The sequence below is a fragment of the Enterocloster aldenensis genome, from assembly GCF_003434055.1.
GTDB classification, from domain to species: Bacteria; Bacillota; Clostridia; order Lachnospirales; family Lachnospiraceae; genus Enterocloster; species Enterocloster aldenensis.
In genome coordinates this window covers 47,805-61,681 of the sequence record NZ_QVEX01000006.1, presented here as the reverse complement: position 1 = coordinate 61,681, position 13,877 = coordinate 47,805, and the positions used below count along the sequence as shown (strand labels likewise).

19 protein-coding genes are annotated in these 13,877 nt (G+C 43.7%); 3 read left to right on the top strand and 16 right to left on the bottom strand.

Features of this window, described 5'->3' with window-relative positions:
- Positions 1–15: 15 nt before the first annotated feature.
- Entirely contained in the window at positions 16–258 is a 243-nt protein-coding gene (locus DWX59_RS13750) for a hypothetical protein (RefSeq protein ID WP_117559804.1), read from the bottom strand.
- A gap of 163 nt (positions 259–421) precedes the next feature.
- Between DWX59_RS13750 and DWX59_RS13745 the strand changes: the two genes are divergently transcribed.
- The 3 genes from DWX59_RS13745 to DWX59_RS13735 are packed head-to-tail and all read left to right on the top strand — an operon-like array spanning position 422 to position 1,712.
- Positions 422–763: a helix-turn-helix domain-containing protein gene (locus DWX59_RS13745; RefSeq protein ID WP_117559803.1), complete on the top strand. Its 342-nt coding sequence runs from the start codon at positions 422–424 to the stop codon at positions 761–763.
- Positions 764–814: 51 nt separating this feature from the next.
- Complete coding sequence (locus DWX59_RS13740) at positions 815–1,441, top strand: DUF2726 domain-containing protein (RefSeq protein WP_117559802.1); 627 nt, start codon at positions 815–817, stop codon at positions 1,439–1,441.
- A 25-nt stretch (positions 1,442–1,466) separates the two neighbouring features.
- The gene (locus tag DWX59_RS13735; protein ID WP_117559801.1) at positions 1,467–1,712 is read left to right on the top strand and encodes a hypothetical protein; all 246 of its coding nucleotides are present in this window, start codon (positions 1,467–1,469) and stop codon (positions 1,710–1,712) included.
- A gap of 104 nt (positions 1,713–1,816) precedes the next feature.
- Here DWX59_RS13735 and DWX59_RS13730 read toward each other — a convergent pair whose 3' ends face one another.
- From DWX59_RS13730 to DWX59_RS13665, 15 genes are all read right to left on the bottom strand, one after another.
- Positions 1,817–1,996 carry a hypothetical protein gene (locus tag DWX59_RS13730; protein ID WP_117559800.1) on the bottom strand — a complete coding sequence of 60 codons (180 nt, stop codon included), beginning with the start codon at positions 1,994–1,996 and terminating at the stop codon, positions 1,817–1,819.
- Entirely contained in the window at positions 1,989–2,909 is a 921-nt protein-coding gene (locus DWX59_RS13725; RefSeq protein ID WP_117559799.1) for a hypothetical protein, read from the bottom strand. The genes DWX59_RS13730 and DWX59_RS13725 overlap by 8 nt, the downstream gene beginning before the upstream one ends.
- Positions 2,910–3,054: 145 nt before the next feature.
- Positions 3,055–3,771 carry a zonular occludens toxin domain-containing protein gene (locus DWX59_RS13720; protein ID WP_235845049.1) on the bottom strand — a complete coding sequence of 239 codons (717 nt, stop codon included), beginning with the start codon at positions 3,769–3,771 and terminating at the stop codon, positions 3,055–3,057.
- 248 nt (positions 3,772–4,019) lie between these two features.
- The gene (locus DWX59_RS13715) at positions 4,020–4,280 is read right to left on the bottom strand and encodes a hypothetical protein (RefSeq protein ID WP_147325813.1); all 261 of its coding nucleotides are present in this window, start codon (positions 4,278–4,280) and stop codon (positions 4,020–4,022) included.
- A gap of 33 nt (positions 4,281–4,313) precedes the next feature.
- Positions 4,314–4,481, bottom strand: coding sequence for a hypothetical protein (locus DWX59_RS28715; protein ID WP_165641432.1), 168 nt, complete (start codon positions 4,479–4,481; stop codon positions 4,314–4,316).
- A gap of 137 nt (positions 4,482–4,618) precedes the next feature.
- Positions 4,619–5,509: a hypothetical protein gene (locus tag DWX59_RS13710; protein ID WP_117559797.1), complete on the bottom strand. Its 891-nt coding sequence runs from the start codon at positions 5,507–5,509 to the stop codon at positions 4,619–4,621.
- A 159-nt stretch (positions 5,510–5,668) separates the two neighbouring features.
- A complete protein-coding gene (locus DWX59_RS13705) occupies positions 5,669–5,917 on the bottom strand; it encodes a hypothetical protein (protein ID WP_117559796.1) in 249 nt (82 codons plus the stop codon).
- 1 nt (position 5,918) lies between these two features.
- Positions 5,919–6,137 carry a hypothetical protein gene (locus tag DWX59_RS13700; protein ID WP_117559795.1) on the bottom strand — a complete coding sequence of 73 codons (219 nt, stop codon included), beginning with the start codon at positions 6,135–6,137 and terminating at the stop codon, positions 5,919–5,921.
- Positions 6,138–6,141: 4 nt separating this feature from the next.
- Positions 6,142–7,431 carry a hypothetical protein gene (locus DWX59_RS13695; protein ID WP_117559794.1) on the bottom strand — a complete coding sequence of 430 codons (1,290 nt, stop codon included), beginning with the start codon at positions 7,429–7,431 and terminating at the stop codon, positions 6,142–6,144.
- Between the two features lie 236 nt (positions 7,432–7,667).
- Positions 7,668–8,132: a VanZ family protein gene (locus tag DWX59_RS13690; RefSeq protein ID WP_165641429.1), complete on the bottom strand. Its 465-nt coding sequence runs from the start codon at positions 8,130–8,132 to the stop codon at positions 7,668–7,670.
- A 73-nt stretch (positions 8,133–8,205) separates the two neighbouring features.
- Positions 8,206–8,838: a DUF4317 family protein gene (locus DWX59_RS13685; protein WP_117559792.1), complete on the bottom strand. Its 633-nt coding sequence runs from the start codon at positions 8,836–8,838 to the stop codon at positions 8,206–8,208.
- Positions 8,839–8,979: 141 nt separating this feature from the next.
- A complete protein-coding gene (locus tag DWX59_RS13680; RefSeq protein WP_117559791.1) occupies positions 8,980–11,268 on the bottom strand; it encodes an ABC transporter permease in 2,289 nt (762 codons plus the stop codon).
- Positions 11,269–11,272: 4 nt separating this feature from the next.
- Positions 11,273–11,953: an ABC transporter ATP-binding protein gene (locus DWX59_RS13675; protein WP_117559790.1), complete on the bottom strand. Its 681-nt coding sequence runs from the start codon at positions 11,951–11,953 to the stop codon at positions 11,273–11,275.
- A 62-nt stretch (positions 11,954–12,015) separates the two neighbouring features.
- Positions 12,016–13,200: a sensor histidine kinase gene (locus DWX59_RS13670; RefSeq protein WP_117559789.1), complete on the bottom strand. Its 1,185-nt coding sequence runs from the start codon at positions 13,198–13,200 to the stop codon at positions 12,016–12,018.
- Positions 13,197–13,868, bottom strand: coding sequence for a response regulator transcription factor (locus DWX59_RS13665; protein WP_117560044.1), 672 nt, complete (start codon positions 13,866–13,868; stop codon positions 13,197–13,199). Before DWX59_RS13665 ends, DWX59_RS13670 begins: the two co-directional genes overlap by 4 nt.
- Between the last annotated feature and the right edge of the window lie 9 nt (positions 13,869–13,877).

The following is a 13,877-nucleotide window of genomic DNA, read 5'->3' as shown; positions in this document are numbered from 1 at the left end:
CATTTTGTTCCTGCTCTAAGAGAGCCTTGGAAAGTCTACGCATTCGGGACCCCTCCTACCATTTCTATAAGCACATTCGACAACGTTATACAAAGCAAGAAACTCTTCAAAAGTAATTACACAAATATTAAACGCAAAACTCAATTGCGCATAAAGCCAAGTATAACCAAATAATGACGATTCAGAATCATCATCGCCAAGAAGATACCGTTCTACAACATCATTAAGTGTCTGGCGAATACGCTTTTCATCCATCATATTAAATCCTCCTTATGCACTAACTAAATCATTCTTGTGAACTAACTAAATTTGTGATAAAATAGATACTAACTAAGCGCTTAATTGTTACTTATCTTATACTAAGATTATACTACAATATTTTGGAGCAGTCAATAGTTAAATCAATATTTTGGAGTAGATTATGGAAAATTATGTATCTAAACTTTTTAGAATAATGGAAGAAAAAGGAATAACAGCTTATCAAATAAGCAAAGGAACAGGAATAGGTCAAACAACATTATCAAGTTGGAAAACCGGAACCAAACCAGCAATGGATAAATTTGTGTTAGTACTACAATATATTGGCATATCATCAGATGAATTATTTGGCCTAAGAGAACCAGAATACACCCCCAAAGAAAAAGAAATCATATCCAAATACAGGAAATATGATGTACATCAAAAAGAATTATTAGAAGCTTATATGGACTTACTCGGAGGAGAAAAGCATCATGACACGGAAGATGCAAGATTATACGGTTAAACGACTACATCAATACTAAAAATAAATAGTCAACCCAAACGAGGAAAATGTATGTATCAGACCTATATAACACTAATACTAATTATAATTCTACTTTACATTATCATTAAACTAATCAAAGAAAAAAATAAAGACAATGACACAAACATAAGAAGAATTGAAGAACTAAAAGAAAAAGAACTAACAAAAGAAGATAACAACATCAATAAAAATCAATATAAAAAGAAATATTTTCTAACAAACACAGAAAAACAATTTTTATCAATATTATACGAACTAAAAAAATATAATTTAATTATTATACCCCAAATAAATTTAGCTACAATTATACAAAAAACAGGAGAATTTCGGTATCAAAATGAATTATATCGAAATATTGATTTCGGAATATTCGATAAAAATTATAATATTCTACTTTTAATTGAATTAAATGATATATCACATCAACAATACAAACGGCGAGAAAGAGACATGAAAGTAAAAGAAATCGTCAAACAAGCCGACATAAAACTTATCAATTTTTATACAGACAAACCTAATAAACCAGAATACGTAATAAAAAGAATCATGAATGAACTTGCGATATCTATACCGAATTACGAAATAAATCAAATTGAACAAGATAAAAAAGACGAACAACCATCCATAACTCACCAGAATGAACAAGAATCGATTTAAGGGAATTTTAAGGAGGATAACCTAAATGAATGAAAATGAAATGCTAGAAGCCATCAGAGGAATGCTACAAGAAGAACTTAAACCAATCCATGATAGCATAGAAACTCTAAAAGTACAAAACAAGGCTATAAAAAACAAATTAGAAGAAATAGACATAAGACTAACCAACCTAGAATACCAGACAAAGAAGGGAACCAAAGAAACCAGACAAGACATAGAAACATTAGTAGAAGTCCTAGAAGCAAAAGGCATATTACCAAAAGCACTATAACAGCAAAATCCCCGGCTCTATGCCGGGGATATCTTTATCTATGTAACACATTTTCACCTGCAGGTGATTTCTGGCCTGGCCGGAGCCGGCATGACCATGTGTTACTAATCATCATCAATTACCCCACGCTTGACGGCATCAGCCAGGCCAATTGATACTAACCGGGTAGCCAGTTCCGCAGGAGTGGCATAACATTCACAATATTCCATGTATCGGCAAAGCTGGTTATACTGCTTCTTAGTAAGATATGCACTGACCTTGATTTTCCCAACTGGTCTATTCATAAAAATCCCCCTCCTGATATCTCAATAACTGATTCCGCAACTTGTTAAAGACAGGACCTGTAACCTCAAAGGGACGTTCCAGGAGCAGGGCCTTGTATCTACGTTTCGTAGGGGCCGACATCTGCCGGAGATAATAATCCATCCTATCTACTGGTTGCTCCGAAAGCAACTGCACAATGACCTTGGTTTCTGCCAGGTCGATTACCTTACGGGTATAGACATTGGGCCAGCATCGGCAACAGTCAATGTAATCCAAGCTGTCCAACGTGACCTCAATACGGGTAAGGGGATAATCAAGTTCCGCTTCCAACTGCTTATTATAGACCTTCACACGTCCTGGACTTGACATAGACCCTAAATACTCTGTAAAATCCTGAGCCGATTTATAAAACTGACTGTATTTCCTGTTATCCTTGATAAGCTGGACACAATCGCGACCATACGGAACATCCACAGCTAAATCCCAACGTTTGATTCTTATTTCTTCCGTACATGACCAAAGGTTTTCCATAACCTCCATCAGAATCTCTTTTATCTGACACCTTAAATCCTTGTAGGAAGATTCCTCATTACTAAACGGGGAATGAACCGTACCCATAAATCCATTGCCATAGGATATATCACCGAGTATCTTATTAGGGTTAAAATCCAAAAAGCCTTGTAAGACAGTTTCCTTTTTAATCCCATTCATACAAAGGCCGATACTGAAACTCAATCCTTTAATACCAAACACATAAAGGTATCTGTAATCAAAATCCTTTAAGGACTGGTAATGGGTGGAGCCGGGAAGGCGGGAGAGGAAGGTAAGGAAATCTTCTACTGTGTCCGCATCTGGGAAAACAAAAGAGAACCGAAGGGAATCACAAGAGTAAAATATACCGTCCTCAATCAATGGATTGTAATAATAAAGCATAAGGGAATACCTCCTAAAACTTTGTGAAGAATACTACAAAGTGAAAGAATTTTTCAGGACTTCGGACCTAATTAGACGGGGGTCCGAAGTCGGCCGGGGGGTGCACCCGGCCTAAAGCCGGGGCGCATCCCCCTCAATCATCATATTATTTCCTTTTGCTCTTTTTCTGCGACAGAAAAATCTTAACACGTGCAAGCAGAAGGTAAGCAGACCGTATAAGAAAAAGGCGAATACAATGTAATACATAGATTATATATTCCTTCCTGTTAGCATAAGGTAAATCCGGAATAGGACACAGCACATACTCAGCATCCTTAAGTACAGGCGCATCAAACGAATCAAAATATTTTGTATAATGTGGGATGAACGTAACCTTGATGGAACCTGCCCAAAAGAGCAGGAGGGAATCAAACTGCATATCATCAGCAAGATGGGACTCCCCTGTCCCAGAATCCGCATGGACAATGGTAATAGTCTTATTGATACGCCGGGCAACGGAAAACACATTGAAGTACGAACGTATGAGATACATCTGGTCAGTCAAATCACGGAGCTTCTTATCAATGTCAAATGACTGTGAAAGAAGATAGACCGTATGATGATAATGACGCTGTAACTTAAAATAATCACGGTATTCCTTCTTGAATGACTTAAAGTCACGTGAATCCCATATCATACCGACCTCATCCAGGAAGATGACAGCACCTGGAGGGATGGCCTTAAAACCAATATCATAAGCATCAAACAGATATGCACCGGGTATGGGCACATTACTATAAACAGGTCTTCCAGCCTTCAAATACCTGAGTGACAATTTGGTAAGAAGGGTAGTCTTACCACTACCTTTCTTACCAAAAATCATGATAAGTTTATATGGATTACGATAACGGTATGCGAACGCCATGAACCCAAGGATAAAAACCATAAAGAAAAGCAGATATCTCAACGCAAGCCCACCAACTTTCTAAAGCAAAGGAAAACCATGCTTATGATAACAAAAGCAAATGGGAGTGATATCACGATATCATCCCAAACCACTGATTGCAGGAACCATAAAATCAAGTCACCAAACGCATTTAAGAAATCAAACATGATACCACCCCCATATGACTAGGCACTATGAAGCAGACGGAACAGTGCGGCCATGGCAAAACCGACTATGAACATCCCAAGATAGATTGCACCAAGGGAATCACCAATCAGCCAGGCCGTAAAGCTTGTGAATGTGCCAAGTGCCCATGTGATAAGGGTAGTGACCTTATCCAACACACCAGTCACACCCGCAGAATCCCCTTCAGCCGCAAAAGCAGTAAGTGGAAGCGCAAGGGAAGTCACAGGGACAGCACAGGCAAGACGCAGACGATTACGCAAAATAAAACCTTTCAACATACAGTCCACCCCCCTTTAAGCACTATGGAGCAGCCGGAACATAGCAGCCATAGCAAAGCCTACAATAAACATCCCAAGGTAGATTGCGCCTAAATCATCAGCAATCAGCCAGCCCGTAAAAGATGTGAATGTAGTAAGACACCAGGTTACCAAAGAAGTTACATTGCCTAATACGGTACTCATAAAATCATTCCTCCTTTTCAATTAACGTAAACCTTTAAAGGCAATCTTGACGAGTGATACGAACTCGTCCAACATATATAGTAAGATAAGGCATGCAACAACATACACTATATCCTCACTACCAGCAGGGACGGCACCTATAAGCGCCGTGAGTTTTTCCAAAAGCATAATACAATCACCCCCAATACAAAGAAACTGGAAACAGCAACATAATATGTCCGGTATGAGACATCAATGGAACGCTGTATCTCAATATCCTCCACATAAAAATTCCCATAAGTGGTACTGGACGAAAGAGAAGTGGAAGAGGAACCACGATAATAATAAGTCATGTAAGACAGATAATCATAACGATATAAATTACTGGCACTATTACCAAGGATAGGATACAAAGTAAGGTTCCTGTAATTATAATCAGAAGGGTCGAATGTACCGGATGGAAACAGCCTACAGGTAATATTACTACCGGATACATTATAAAGGACACCATTCCCGCCGACATAAAGGGACGGATAAGTAACAGCAGGGACAACAAGCGTATATGGCTCACCATCAAAAGTACCAGAAACCCATACTACATCATGGTCAGGCAAGGAAATACCAGACGCATAAAGACCAGCGTCATCAATATCAAGAGCAAGGATACTAACATCATCCGTACCTTCCTGCGAATCCTCCAACGGAACCGCTTCAGACGGCGAAGCAAGCGCCGGGCCAGACATGGAATCACGTATGATCTGGACTTCGGATAATATGTAACGCAGAACCTCATCATCATCAAGATATTCATAATCCGCCGCATTTTCAGCCACCTTCACATCATCCATTGAACCATCAGGCAACACATCATCCATATCCGTGTTACCAGAACCATCTAAAGCTTCAGAATCAGCAATATCATAATCAGTATCGCGCACAGCATCGGAAGAAGTTGCAGTACGTGCATAGGCAGGTACTGCAAAAGCAATAGAGATAACAGCCAAAGCACAAAATACAACAGACATACGCTTAACATAATCAATGACCATGCGCCCTCCTTATCAGATTAACGATACGCTTCAATACAGCAATACCAATGATTGATATACCAATCCATCCAGCATCCTGGTAAAGAAACATATAGAATGATTTAACAGTATCAAACAGCCAACGGTAAAGAGTAACAAGCACATCCATATACAACACCCCTATCGTCCATAATCATCCGTTTTACTAAGCCACCGTTGATTTTCAGATTCGACCCTATTTGCTTCTGATGCCTCATGACGAAGATTAAAAGAAGAAAGCTGACCAACCAGGGCAGAAGCAACAACACCAAGGATAGCAATCGCTACAAGAATATCACCAAGGGAAACACCATCAAGGAAAGGTAAATCAAAATACAGCCCAACAAGGTCTGAAAACATTGATGCAATGAATATAAAAAAACCAGCCATGTCAATCCCCCTTATTAATGATATTGAAAATCACACAGGTACCAACAAAGAGTAAAGCGAACGTCTTTAAATACGCCGGAAGATACACCACAGCAGAAGCAATAAAGGTAAGGGCTACAGGTATCTGGGTAATGACCGTAAGAAGCATCTGTATAGCAGATATAAAAAAGTTGATGATAAATCCAATCAGGTTCGCAATCGACTCAAAGAAATTAAACATGGGATCACCTCCGGAACCTATGATAACCAACAAGCATCAACACGAAAACAAGGGTAAGTGAGAGAGTGACAGGTATATTAAAAGCACCCATATTCACGAACACAGTCTGCCAAAAACCACCTAGCCAGATACAGGCCGACAGGATACCGCCAGTATTAAGAAAATTATCAAAATCAGGCATCGTATAGTCAGATAACCAGCCGGATGCAGTATCATGGATATTGGATTCAGCAGATTCATATTCCTGCAACTTATCATTCAATTTATTACCAGATTCATCAAGATTAGAAGAATCATAACCATTCACAACCGTATCAGTATTACGGTTATCATTGTTAATGATATCCGTAGTATTGGATTCCTCAGCAGCTATGATATCATCCGTATTATCCCGGTCAGCCTGTAACTGTTCAGAATGTTGCTGGGTCATCTTGTTATAAAGATTCGTAAATTCACCTGCAAGCTGGTTCCAAAAAGCCGTCAATTGTGAACTAATCGTCTGTATCGTATTTTTGATTAATTCGATGATAGTGTCCCCTTGTTCAACCTGCTGGGCCGTATTATTTGCGATATCATGCGTAGCATTATCAGACGTATAAGAACCACCAGCAGTAGTATAATCAGGTTGGGCAGTGGTCTTAGTAAAATTAATCTTTACATACCCACCATAAGGAGGAACTAAATCATTAGAACGCATATCAAATGCAAGTTCATACACATTACCTAAATCAACCACATTCGATATATAAAAATCGCCACTTGATTGTGTAAAACCAACATTAATATAACTAGAATCAGAAGAAGCATTAGCTGTTTTCTTAAGACTATATATAGCAGCCCCTGTATATGTGACACCTGTATTTGATGCAAAATTGACAGATACATCATAAATGCCAGAAGGAGGCAGTGAATTACGATATAATCTAAAACGGATGAAACTCAATCTTGCATAATCAGATGGACGCGCAATCGAAGCATAACCAGAACCATTAAAACCAGCATGGACAGACTTGACATTATTAGACATATCATAATAATACATTGTCAACTGCACAGAACTAAAATCAACCGTATTAGATACAGATGGTAAATCACCAGAGGACATGAATACAGGAACATCCAACATATCAAAACCATCTGATTCCATAAAGTCATCTAAAGGCATTGCATTACTAGATGTGGCAATATTTAATTGGGCATTAGAGGATGTAGCAATTTCAGACGCGAACGAACCAAAAGCACAAGTCAATGATATGAGAGATACTAAAATGATTGTTATGATACGCTTAGACATAAAAAATACACCCCCTAACAAATTGTTAAAAGATGTACTAATCAATGCTTAATTTGTAACTAACTATTCGTTAAACTAGACTTTCGCGAATAGTTGTCTGCGTTAGAGTGGATGACTCTTTCGTATCCAACATAGGCTTGTTATATACACTGTATACCTTGTATTTAGTACCCCCGTGTTACCCTAGCGGGGGCCTTGCAATCTTTGGACTGTCTGGAACATGATTGCTAATAATTTTATTCCTGATACCGTCCCTGACCGCGCCGGTAATGCCGGCACAGCCGGACCATTGCCGCGCCAATCCATGTCCCCATTGTATTTAATACCAAATCATCCAGTTCTGACACGCCTGTCCCAAATATATACTGTAATGTTTCGATAATAAGGGATAAACATAACCCGCATACCGCCGCGCTCCAGATTCCCTTCACCTTACCGGAAGCCAGAAGCACGCATCCCAATGGAACAAACCAGATAATATTGCCCACAAACAGGTACAGGACCAGAAACCATCTCTCCTGCCTGATGAGAGGAATATAATCCTGAAATAAGGACAGGTTGATTGTTCCGTTCTCCATGACATGATACAGGCTGAAGGTGGAACGGAAAACAGTGATGCGGAACAATACAACCATATATATCAGGAAAAATGCCAACAGATATTTATCTTTTGTCTTTTTCATCTCCTTATTACCAAGCATTCCCCTCTTCCTTTCCATGCCCTCTTCCTTTCCATGCCCTCTTCCCTTCCATACCCTCTGCCTTATCTGCCTGTTAAACCCCTGCCGACAGCCCAAGCACCTCTAAGATTTCATCATGGGGATGTCCGGTATCTGCCTGGTATACCGCAATATGGTTCAAATCCCCGCTTCTGTCCGTAAAGGCCGGAAATAAAAATCCGCACTCCGGCTTCCCCGGCTCATATTCCCCTGTCATTGGGCAGACGGCGCAGATCATATATTCAAACACCTCTTCTGATTCCCATAACCGTTCATTATCAGATGCTTTTGCCGGAATATCATACCGGTCATGGAAAACAAGGATGGCATAATCTGAATATGTATGATATTGTTCCATGACAACATCATAAAAAGTATCCATCAATGCATCGTTTTTCAGGCCGCATTCGTTCATGGCCATCAGCAGCTGCCACATACTGCCTGGTCTGCGCATGCTTTGGGTAAATTCGTATTTCTTCAGGTTTACATTTGTTGGCGAAAAGGGGATTTCCTTTGCCAGTTTCAGTTTCTTTGTCCGTTCTGCTGCGGACAGCTTCAGGAAGTTGGTATTGAAGCTGCCGTCAAACTCCCCATCCCTGTCCACATAACATCCTGCTATCCTTGTAAAGGATGTCCGTGAAAGTGTCATACGCCTTGTTAATTCCAGCATATCTTCTCTGCGTATCATTGCCAGTCATTACCTTTCTGTCATTTCCCTTTTTATGGATGGGGGCCCGGGTAATGGAGGGAATATCCTCTTTTACACAGGAAGCCCCCAGGGATTCCCCCTGTAACTATACCATAAAATCCAAAAACGTGAAACCAGAAATCACTCCAGCGTATCATCCCGCAGGGCGTCGGAAAAATTACACCGCATTACCCGTCTCCCGCCAAGATAATAAGCCAGCGCCACAAAACCAAAGATAGCCAGACAGAAAATAAGGATTGGTATGACCGGGGCTTGGGCCATGAACTCCATGGGGTCTAAATAGCTGGCCTTAATCATGAATCCCGTTACTGCCACGGCAATGGGCAGGGTAATGAGGATCGGACGTCCTGCTGTCACCAATGCTTCGATGCAAAACAGCCTTCGTATTCCTGACGGTGTCATTCCAATGGACATATACCGGGCAAACTCCCGCCTTCTCTGGCGCAGGAAGCCTAATGTATTGGAAAACACATTGGCGATTCCAATCAGCCCAAGTATGGAGCAAAGGCCGCCAAGAATCAGCTCATATCCAAAAATCATGTAATCATTGGTGATTTTCTCCTGGATACGGTTCTCAATCCCAATCCCATACTGCCCGCCAAACAGCTCCAGCATATCGTTCTCCAGCGCATCCAGGTCTGCCAGGGAAGCCCCCTCTGCAGCCAGTATCCGTATACAGGTATCCTGCCGCCCTTCCCCTATGTTCACGGATATTTCTTCCCACAAAGACAGAGGGATGAACTGTACCAATGAATGGCTGTCATACTCCTCCCTCAAAACAGGGACCTCCTGCGTATAGGCAATGACCGGGATTTCCACGGCTTCTTTTTGTCTGCTTTCATTCTGCCCTGTTCCTGCCAGTGCCTCTCCTGTCCCGCTTCCCGACGTTTTGCCCTCCTGCAGCACAACCGTCCCAAGGCTTTCATCCACATAAGGAATATAGATGGGATATCGGAAGCTGCTGTTTAAGCTGTCCCATATCCGGTTCAGGACAATGGCTCCGTCAAGCCGCGGCAGGGCCCCAATCCTACTGCAGTATTCCATGAAGCTGTCATCATCCAGCACAACTACAGGCGCCCGTACCAGCCATGCATCATTCACTTTTTCGGCCGAAGGACCCGCGACCATGCCAATCCCGCCAAGGGCGGCCAGTTCCTGGCTCTCTCCGCTTTCAGGAATGCGGGCAGCGGCCTCCAGCCTCTGATACACGGCCAGGTCCCTTACGCGGTCCAGTACCTGCAGTTCCTTCCATTGCCGTGTCATCCTGAAATCCTCTATATCCATATCCTCCACCGTGGCCATGACATCCCACATTGACTGATACTTTTCAAAATAAGTATATCTTGTGCTGATACCTGAAAGGGTAAAGAAACACAGGGTCAGCGTAAAACCCAGACATGCAAGCGTCAGGGACAGCGTGGAGGTATACATTGCCCTTTTCCTGGCTTTCATGGAATTTCCGGCCAGTTCGCCTTCCATCCCAAACAGGAACCGCAGGATATGGGAATGTCCCTCCTTTTTAAGCTTCCATTCGCCGGTATTACGGATAGCTTCCAATGGCGGCATCCTGCTCAGTTTTCCTGCCGGAATCCATGCTGAACCCAACACGGTAAGAAAGGAGGACAGGATTGTCACCACGAATACCATGGGATGATACCTGAAACCGGCTTCATGCCTGCCCGGGATATCTGCTGCTATCAGTTCAATTGCCTGGATTACCCCAAAACTGAGGGCAATCCCTATCATGCTGCCAACAAGAATCGGCACCACACTGAGCATCACCGCCTCCTGTATCAGGCAGGTCCGTATCTGTCCGGGAGAAGCCCCCACGCTGGACAAAATACCAAGCTGGTGTATCCGCGCATTCATGGACATTGCAAAGGAATTGCGGATGATCAGTATCAGTGAAAGGGAAACCATCAACAGGATGACCAGGTAAAATGTCATTAAAAGCGGCGGTGAATCATCCTGCGGATCATGAATCAGGTATCTGGATAAAAGCTTCAGGTTGTAGGAAACCGCGCCCTCCTCCGCCCCCAGCCGTTCTGCAATCAGGGGCATGTCCCGGAAAATGCTTCTGGCATCCTCGAAATAAATATCGGCAGCAATTTCCTGTCCGCTGGAAAGCTCCTCATTGACCACTACCTTTTTAACATTGCCAAAGTTCTGTATCATCATGAGGCGGTCCCTGTCCCTATCCCTGTCACTGTCACTATCCATATCCCATGTAATACGCCCCTGCCAGTCTCCTTCCTCCAATATGATTCCCTCTACCTCATACACCCAGAAACCATAAAACAGGCTGCACAGAAAAGAAAGGAACAGGGCCGATATAAAAGCCGCCGCAAGAATGGATATGCTGGAAGCCCGGTTGTTTTTTATATAACTGATTGAATATTCCCTCCACATATGCCTACCCCCGCTTCCGGTCGCTTATGATATGACCGTCCTCTATGGTTATGATGCGGCCGGCTTCCAGGGCAATGGACTCATCATGGGTTATGAGCAGGATGGTCTGGTTTAAGCTTTGGTTGGATAACTTCAGCATATCGATGATTTCCCTGGAATTCTTCCGGTCCAGGTTGCCTGTGGGCTCATCTGCCAACAGCAGGGCCGGCCGGTAAATCAGGGAACGGGCAATGGCGGTCCTCTGCTGCTGCCCTCCTGATAACTGGTCCGGCAGGGCATCCAGTTTACCGGAAATGCCCAAAGAGTTTACCAGCTGGTCAAAATATTCCTGGTTTGGCTTCTTTTTGTCCAGTAGAAGCGGCATCAGTATATTCTGCCGGACCGTCAGGGTCGGAATCAGATTATAGAACTGGTAAACCAGTCCCACCTTCCTGCGGCGGAAAATAGCTGACTGGGTGGGATTCAGGGCAGCGATATCCCTGCCCTCTATGAGGACCCTGCCCTCAGTGGGTCTGTCCACGCTTCCAATCACATGCAGCAATGTGGATTTTCCTGAACCGGAAGCCCCTACAATGGCCACAAATTCCCCCTTATGGACCGAGAGGTTAATCTTATCCAGGGCAATGACCTGACTGGCCCCTGAGCCATATACCTTACTCAAATCCTCACATTTTAAAATTTCCAAGCTTTTTTCTCCCTTCCTGTCATTCTGACTTCGGTTTCATCATAACAGGTCAAAGTGACTGCTCAGTGACTGTAAAACCGGATTTCAAAGGCCGCGCCTTTGCCTGGAAGATTGACTGCGCGGATTGTGCCATTCTGCCGTTCAATGATTTCCCTGGCAAGGGAAAGGCCGATGCCGATTCCATTGCCAGACGCATTCTTACCTCTGTAAAACCGTTCAAACAGATGGGGGATGTCTTCCTTGTCAAACCCCTTTCCATCATCCCACAGGATGATTTCCGTGTAAAGGGGGTTTTGGGAACAGGCGCAATGGATTCTTCCCCCTGGGGGCGTGTATTCCGCACAGTTTTTAAAAAGGTTCATCAATGCTTCCATGGTCCAGTCCAGGTCAGCCAGTATCTTCATTTCCCCCATTTCCGGTATGTCAACAGACAATCCGGCTGCCTCAAACACTTCCTGTAAATTGTCGGCGGCAAGGCTCACTGCGGTATAGACATCCACTGCCTCCATTTTCAAGGGAAGGATTCCTGCGTCAAGGCGTGACAGGAGAAGCAGGGCCTCCTCCAGATGGGTCAGCCGTCCCAGCTGCTTGTGAATCTGTGCCAGGTAATCCCTGGATGGATGTTCCTCCATCATCTGTGCGGACAGGGAAATGGCTGTTATGGGTGTTTTTAGCTGGTGGGCAATATTGGACAGGTTTTTTGCAAAACCTGCTTTTGCTTTTACGGCAGCCTCCCTTGTCTGATACAGCATGGTCACGGTCTTGTAGATCTCATCCTGCAGCTGGGAGAAACCGTCTTCTTTTGCGGGCAGGAGAAGTTCAAGGCTTCCTGTATCCACTTTTTCAAGGTACTCTGTCAGTTCTTTTATGCGCATACATTCCTTTTTGCGCCAATACAGGAAAACAGTGAAAAACAGCAGGGCCCCGGCGCCAAAACCAGCTGTTGCAGGAAGGATGGCGTATCCGGATGTGTGTTTCAGAAAGTCAGACCGCCGGTAACCATAATCCAAAAGCACATTGTGATCTTCTGCCAATGCGGCCTGGTTTTTGATTCCTTTTATCACAGGGAGCAGGGTCTGTTCCAGTTCCGGATCTTCTTCCAGGATGTCTCCGCACACACTGCCCAGCAGCTGGAACTGTGTGCGGTTATTCATCCCTGCCATCACCGCGGCTGTCACGGAGGACGCAATCAGGCAGGCTGACAGCATGAATCCCAGTAATATTCCCATGTTCTTCTGTCCAATCATACGCAGTCCTCCATACGGTAGCCAAAGCTGCGGATAGTCTTCAGGCAGGAGGGCTGGCCCAGCTTGCCGCGCAGGCGCTTGATGGTAACGGTAAGCGTATTGTCATTCACATAGTTCCCATTACTGTCCCATACCTGTTCTAAAAGCATTTCCCTAGACACGGTCCTGCCTTTATTCTGCAATAAAACCAATAACACCTGGTATTCCGGCTGGCTTAAGGCGACTTCCTCATGCCCGCAGAATACCCTCATACTGCTCCGGTCCAATGTGATACCGTCACAGGTAAGATACTGCCCGGATGCATATCCTGCCCTGCGCAGCAATGCGCATATACGTGAATACAGGACCTCCAGTTCAAAAGGCTTCACCACATAATCATCAGCCCCATTCCGGAAGCCGGACACCATATCATGGGATTCACCGCGTACCGTAAGGAAAATGACCGGAAGCTCCCTCCATCTTAAACGGATCCACCGGCACAGCATGTCCCCCTGGCCGTCCGGCATATTCCAGTCCACCAGCACAATTGCGGGAACCCGGCGTACCATGGCCTGCCTGGCCTCCTCCATTGTTGTAAAAACCGAAACCCGGCAATCGTGCTGCTCAAGATATTCTTTGACCGCATGTGCAATTGCCTTATCATCTTCAATGTGATAAACTTCAATCATTTTGTCCTC

What these genes read in the sequence shown, in the direction of transcription:
- DWX59_RS13750 (WP_117559804.1), bottom strand. Translation starts at nt 258, where the DNA reads ATGATGGATGAAAAGCGTATTCGCCAGACACTTAATGATGTTGTAGAA.
- DWX59_RS13745 (WP_117559803.1), top strand. Translation starts at nt 422, where the DNA reads ATGGAAAATTATGTATCTAAACTTTTTAGAATAATGGAAGAAAAAGGA.
- DWX59_RS13740 (WP_117559802.1), top strand. Translation starts at nt 815, where the DNA reads ATGTATCAGACCTATATAACACTAATACTAATTATAATTCTACTTTAC.
- DWX59_RS13735 (WP_117559801.1), top strand. Translation starts at nt 1,467, where the DNA reads ATGAATGAAAATGAAATGCTAGAAGCCATCAGAGGAATGCTACAAGAA.
- DWX59_RS13730 (WP_117559800.1), bottom strand. Translation starts at nt 1,996, where the DNA reads ATGAATAGACCAGTTGGGAAAATCAAGGTCAGTGCATATCTTACTAAG.
- DWX59_RS13725 (WP_117559799.1), bottom strand. Translation starts at nt 2,909, where the DNA reads ATGCTTTATTATTACAATCCATTGATTGAGGACGGTATATTTTACTCT.
- DWX59_RS13720 (WP_235845049.1), bottom strand. Translation starts at nt 3,771, where the DNA reads ATGATTTTTGGTAAGAAAGGTAGTGGTAAGACTACCCTTCTTACCAAA.
- DWX59_RS28715 (WP_165641432.1), bottom strand. Translation starts at nt 4,481, where the DNA reads ATGAGTACCGTATTAGGCAATGTAACTTCTTTGGTAACCTGGTGTCTT.
- DWX59_RS13710 (WP_117559797.1), bottom strand. Translation starts at nt 5,509, where the DNA reads ATGGTCATTGATTATGTTAAGCGTATGTCTGTTGTATTTTGTGCTTTG.
- DWX59_RS13705 (WP_117559796.1), bottom strand. Translation starts at nt 5,917, where the DNA reads ATGGCTGGTTTTTTTATATTCATTGCATCAATGTTTTCAGACCTTGTT.
- DWX59_RS13700 (WP_117559795.1), bottom strand. Translation starts at nt 6,137, where the DNA reads ATGTTTAATTTCTTTGAGTCGATTGCGAACCTGATTGGATTTATCATC.
- DWX59_RS13695 (WP_117559794.1), bottom strand. Translation starts at nt 7,431, where the DNA reads ATGTCTAAGCGTATCATAACAATCATTTTAGTATCTCTCATATCATTG.
- DWX59_RS13690 (WP_165641429.1), bottom strand. Translation starts at nt 8,132, where the DNA reads ATGCTTGGTAATAAGGAGATGAAAAAGACAAAAGATAAATATCTGTTG.
- DWX59_RS13685 (WP_117559792.1), bottom strand. Translation starts at nt 8,838, where the DNA reads ATGATACGCAGAGAAGATATGCTGGAATTAACAAGGCGTATGACACTT.
- DWX59_RS13680 (WP_117559791.1), bottom strand. Translation starts at nt 11,268, where the DNA reads ATGTGGAGGGAATATTCAATCAGTTATATAAAAAACAACCGGGCTTCC.
- DWX59_RS13670 (WP_117559789.1), bottom strand. Translation starts at nt 13,200, where the DNA reads ATGATTGGACAGAAGAACATGGGAATATTACTGGGATTCATGCTGTCA.
- DWX59_RS13665 (WP_117560044.1), bottom strand. Translation starts at nt 13,868, where the DNA reads ATGATTGAAGTTTATCACATTGAAGATGATAAGGCAATTGCACATGCG.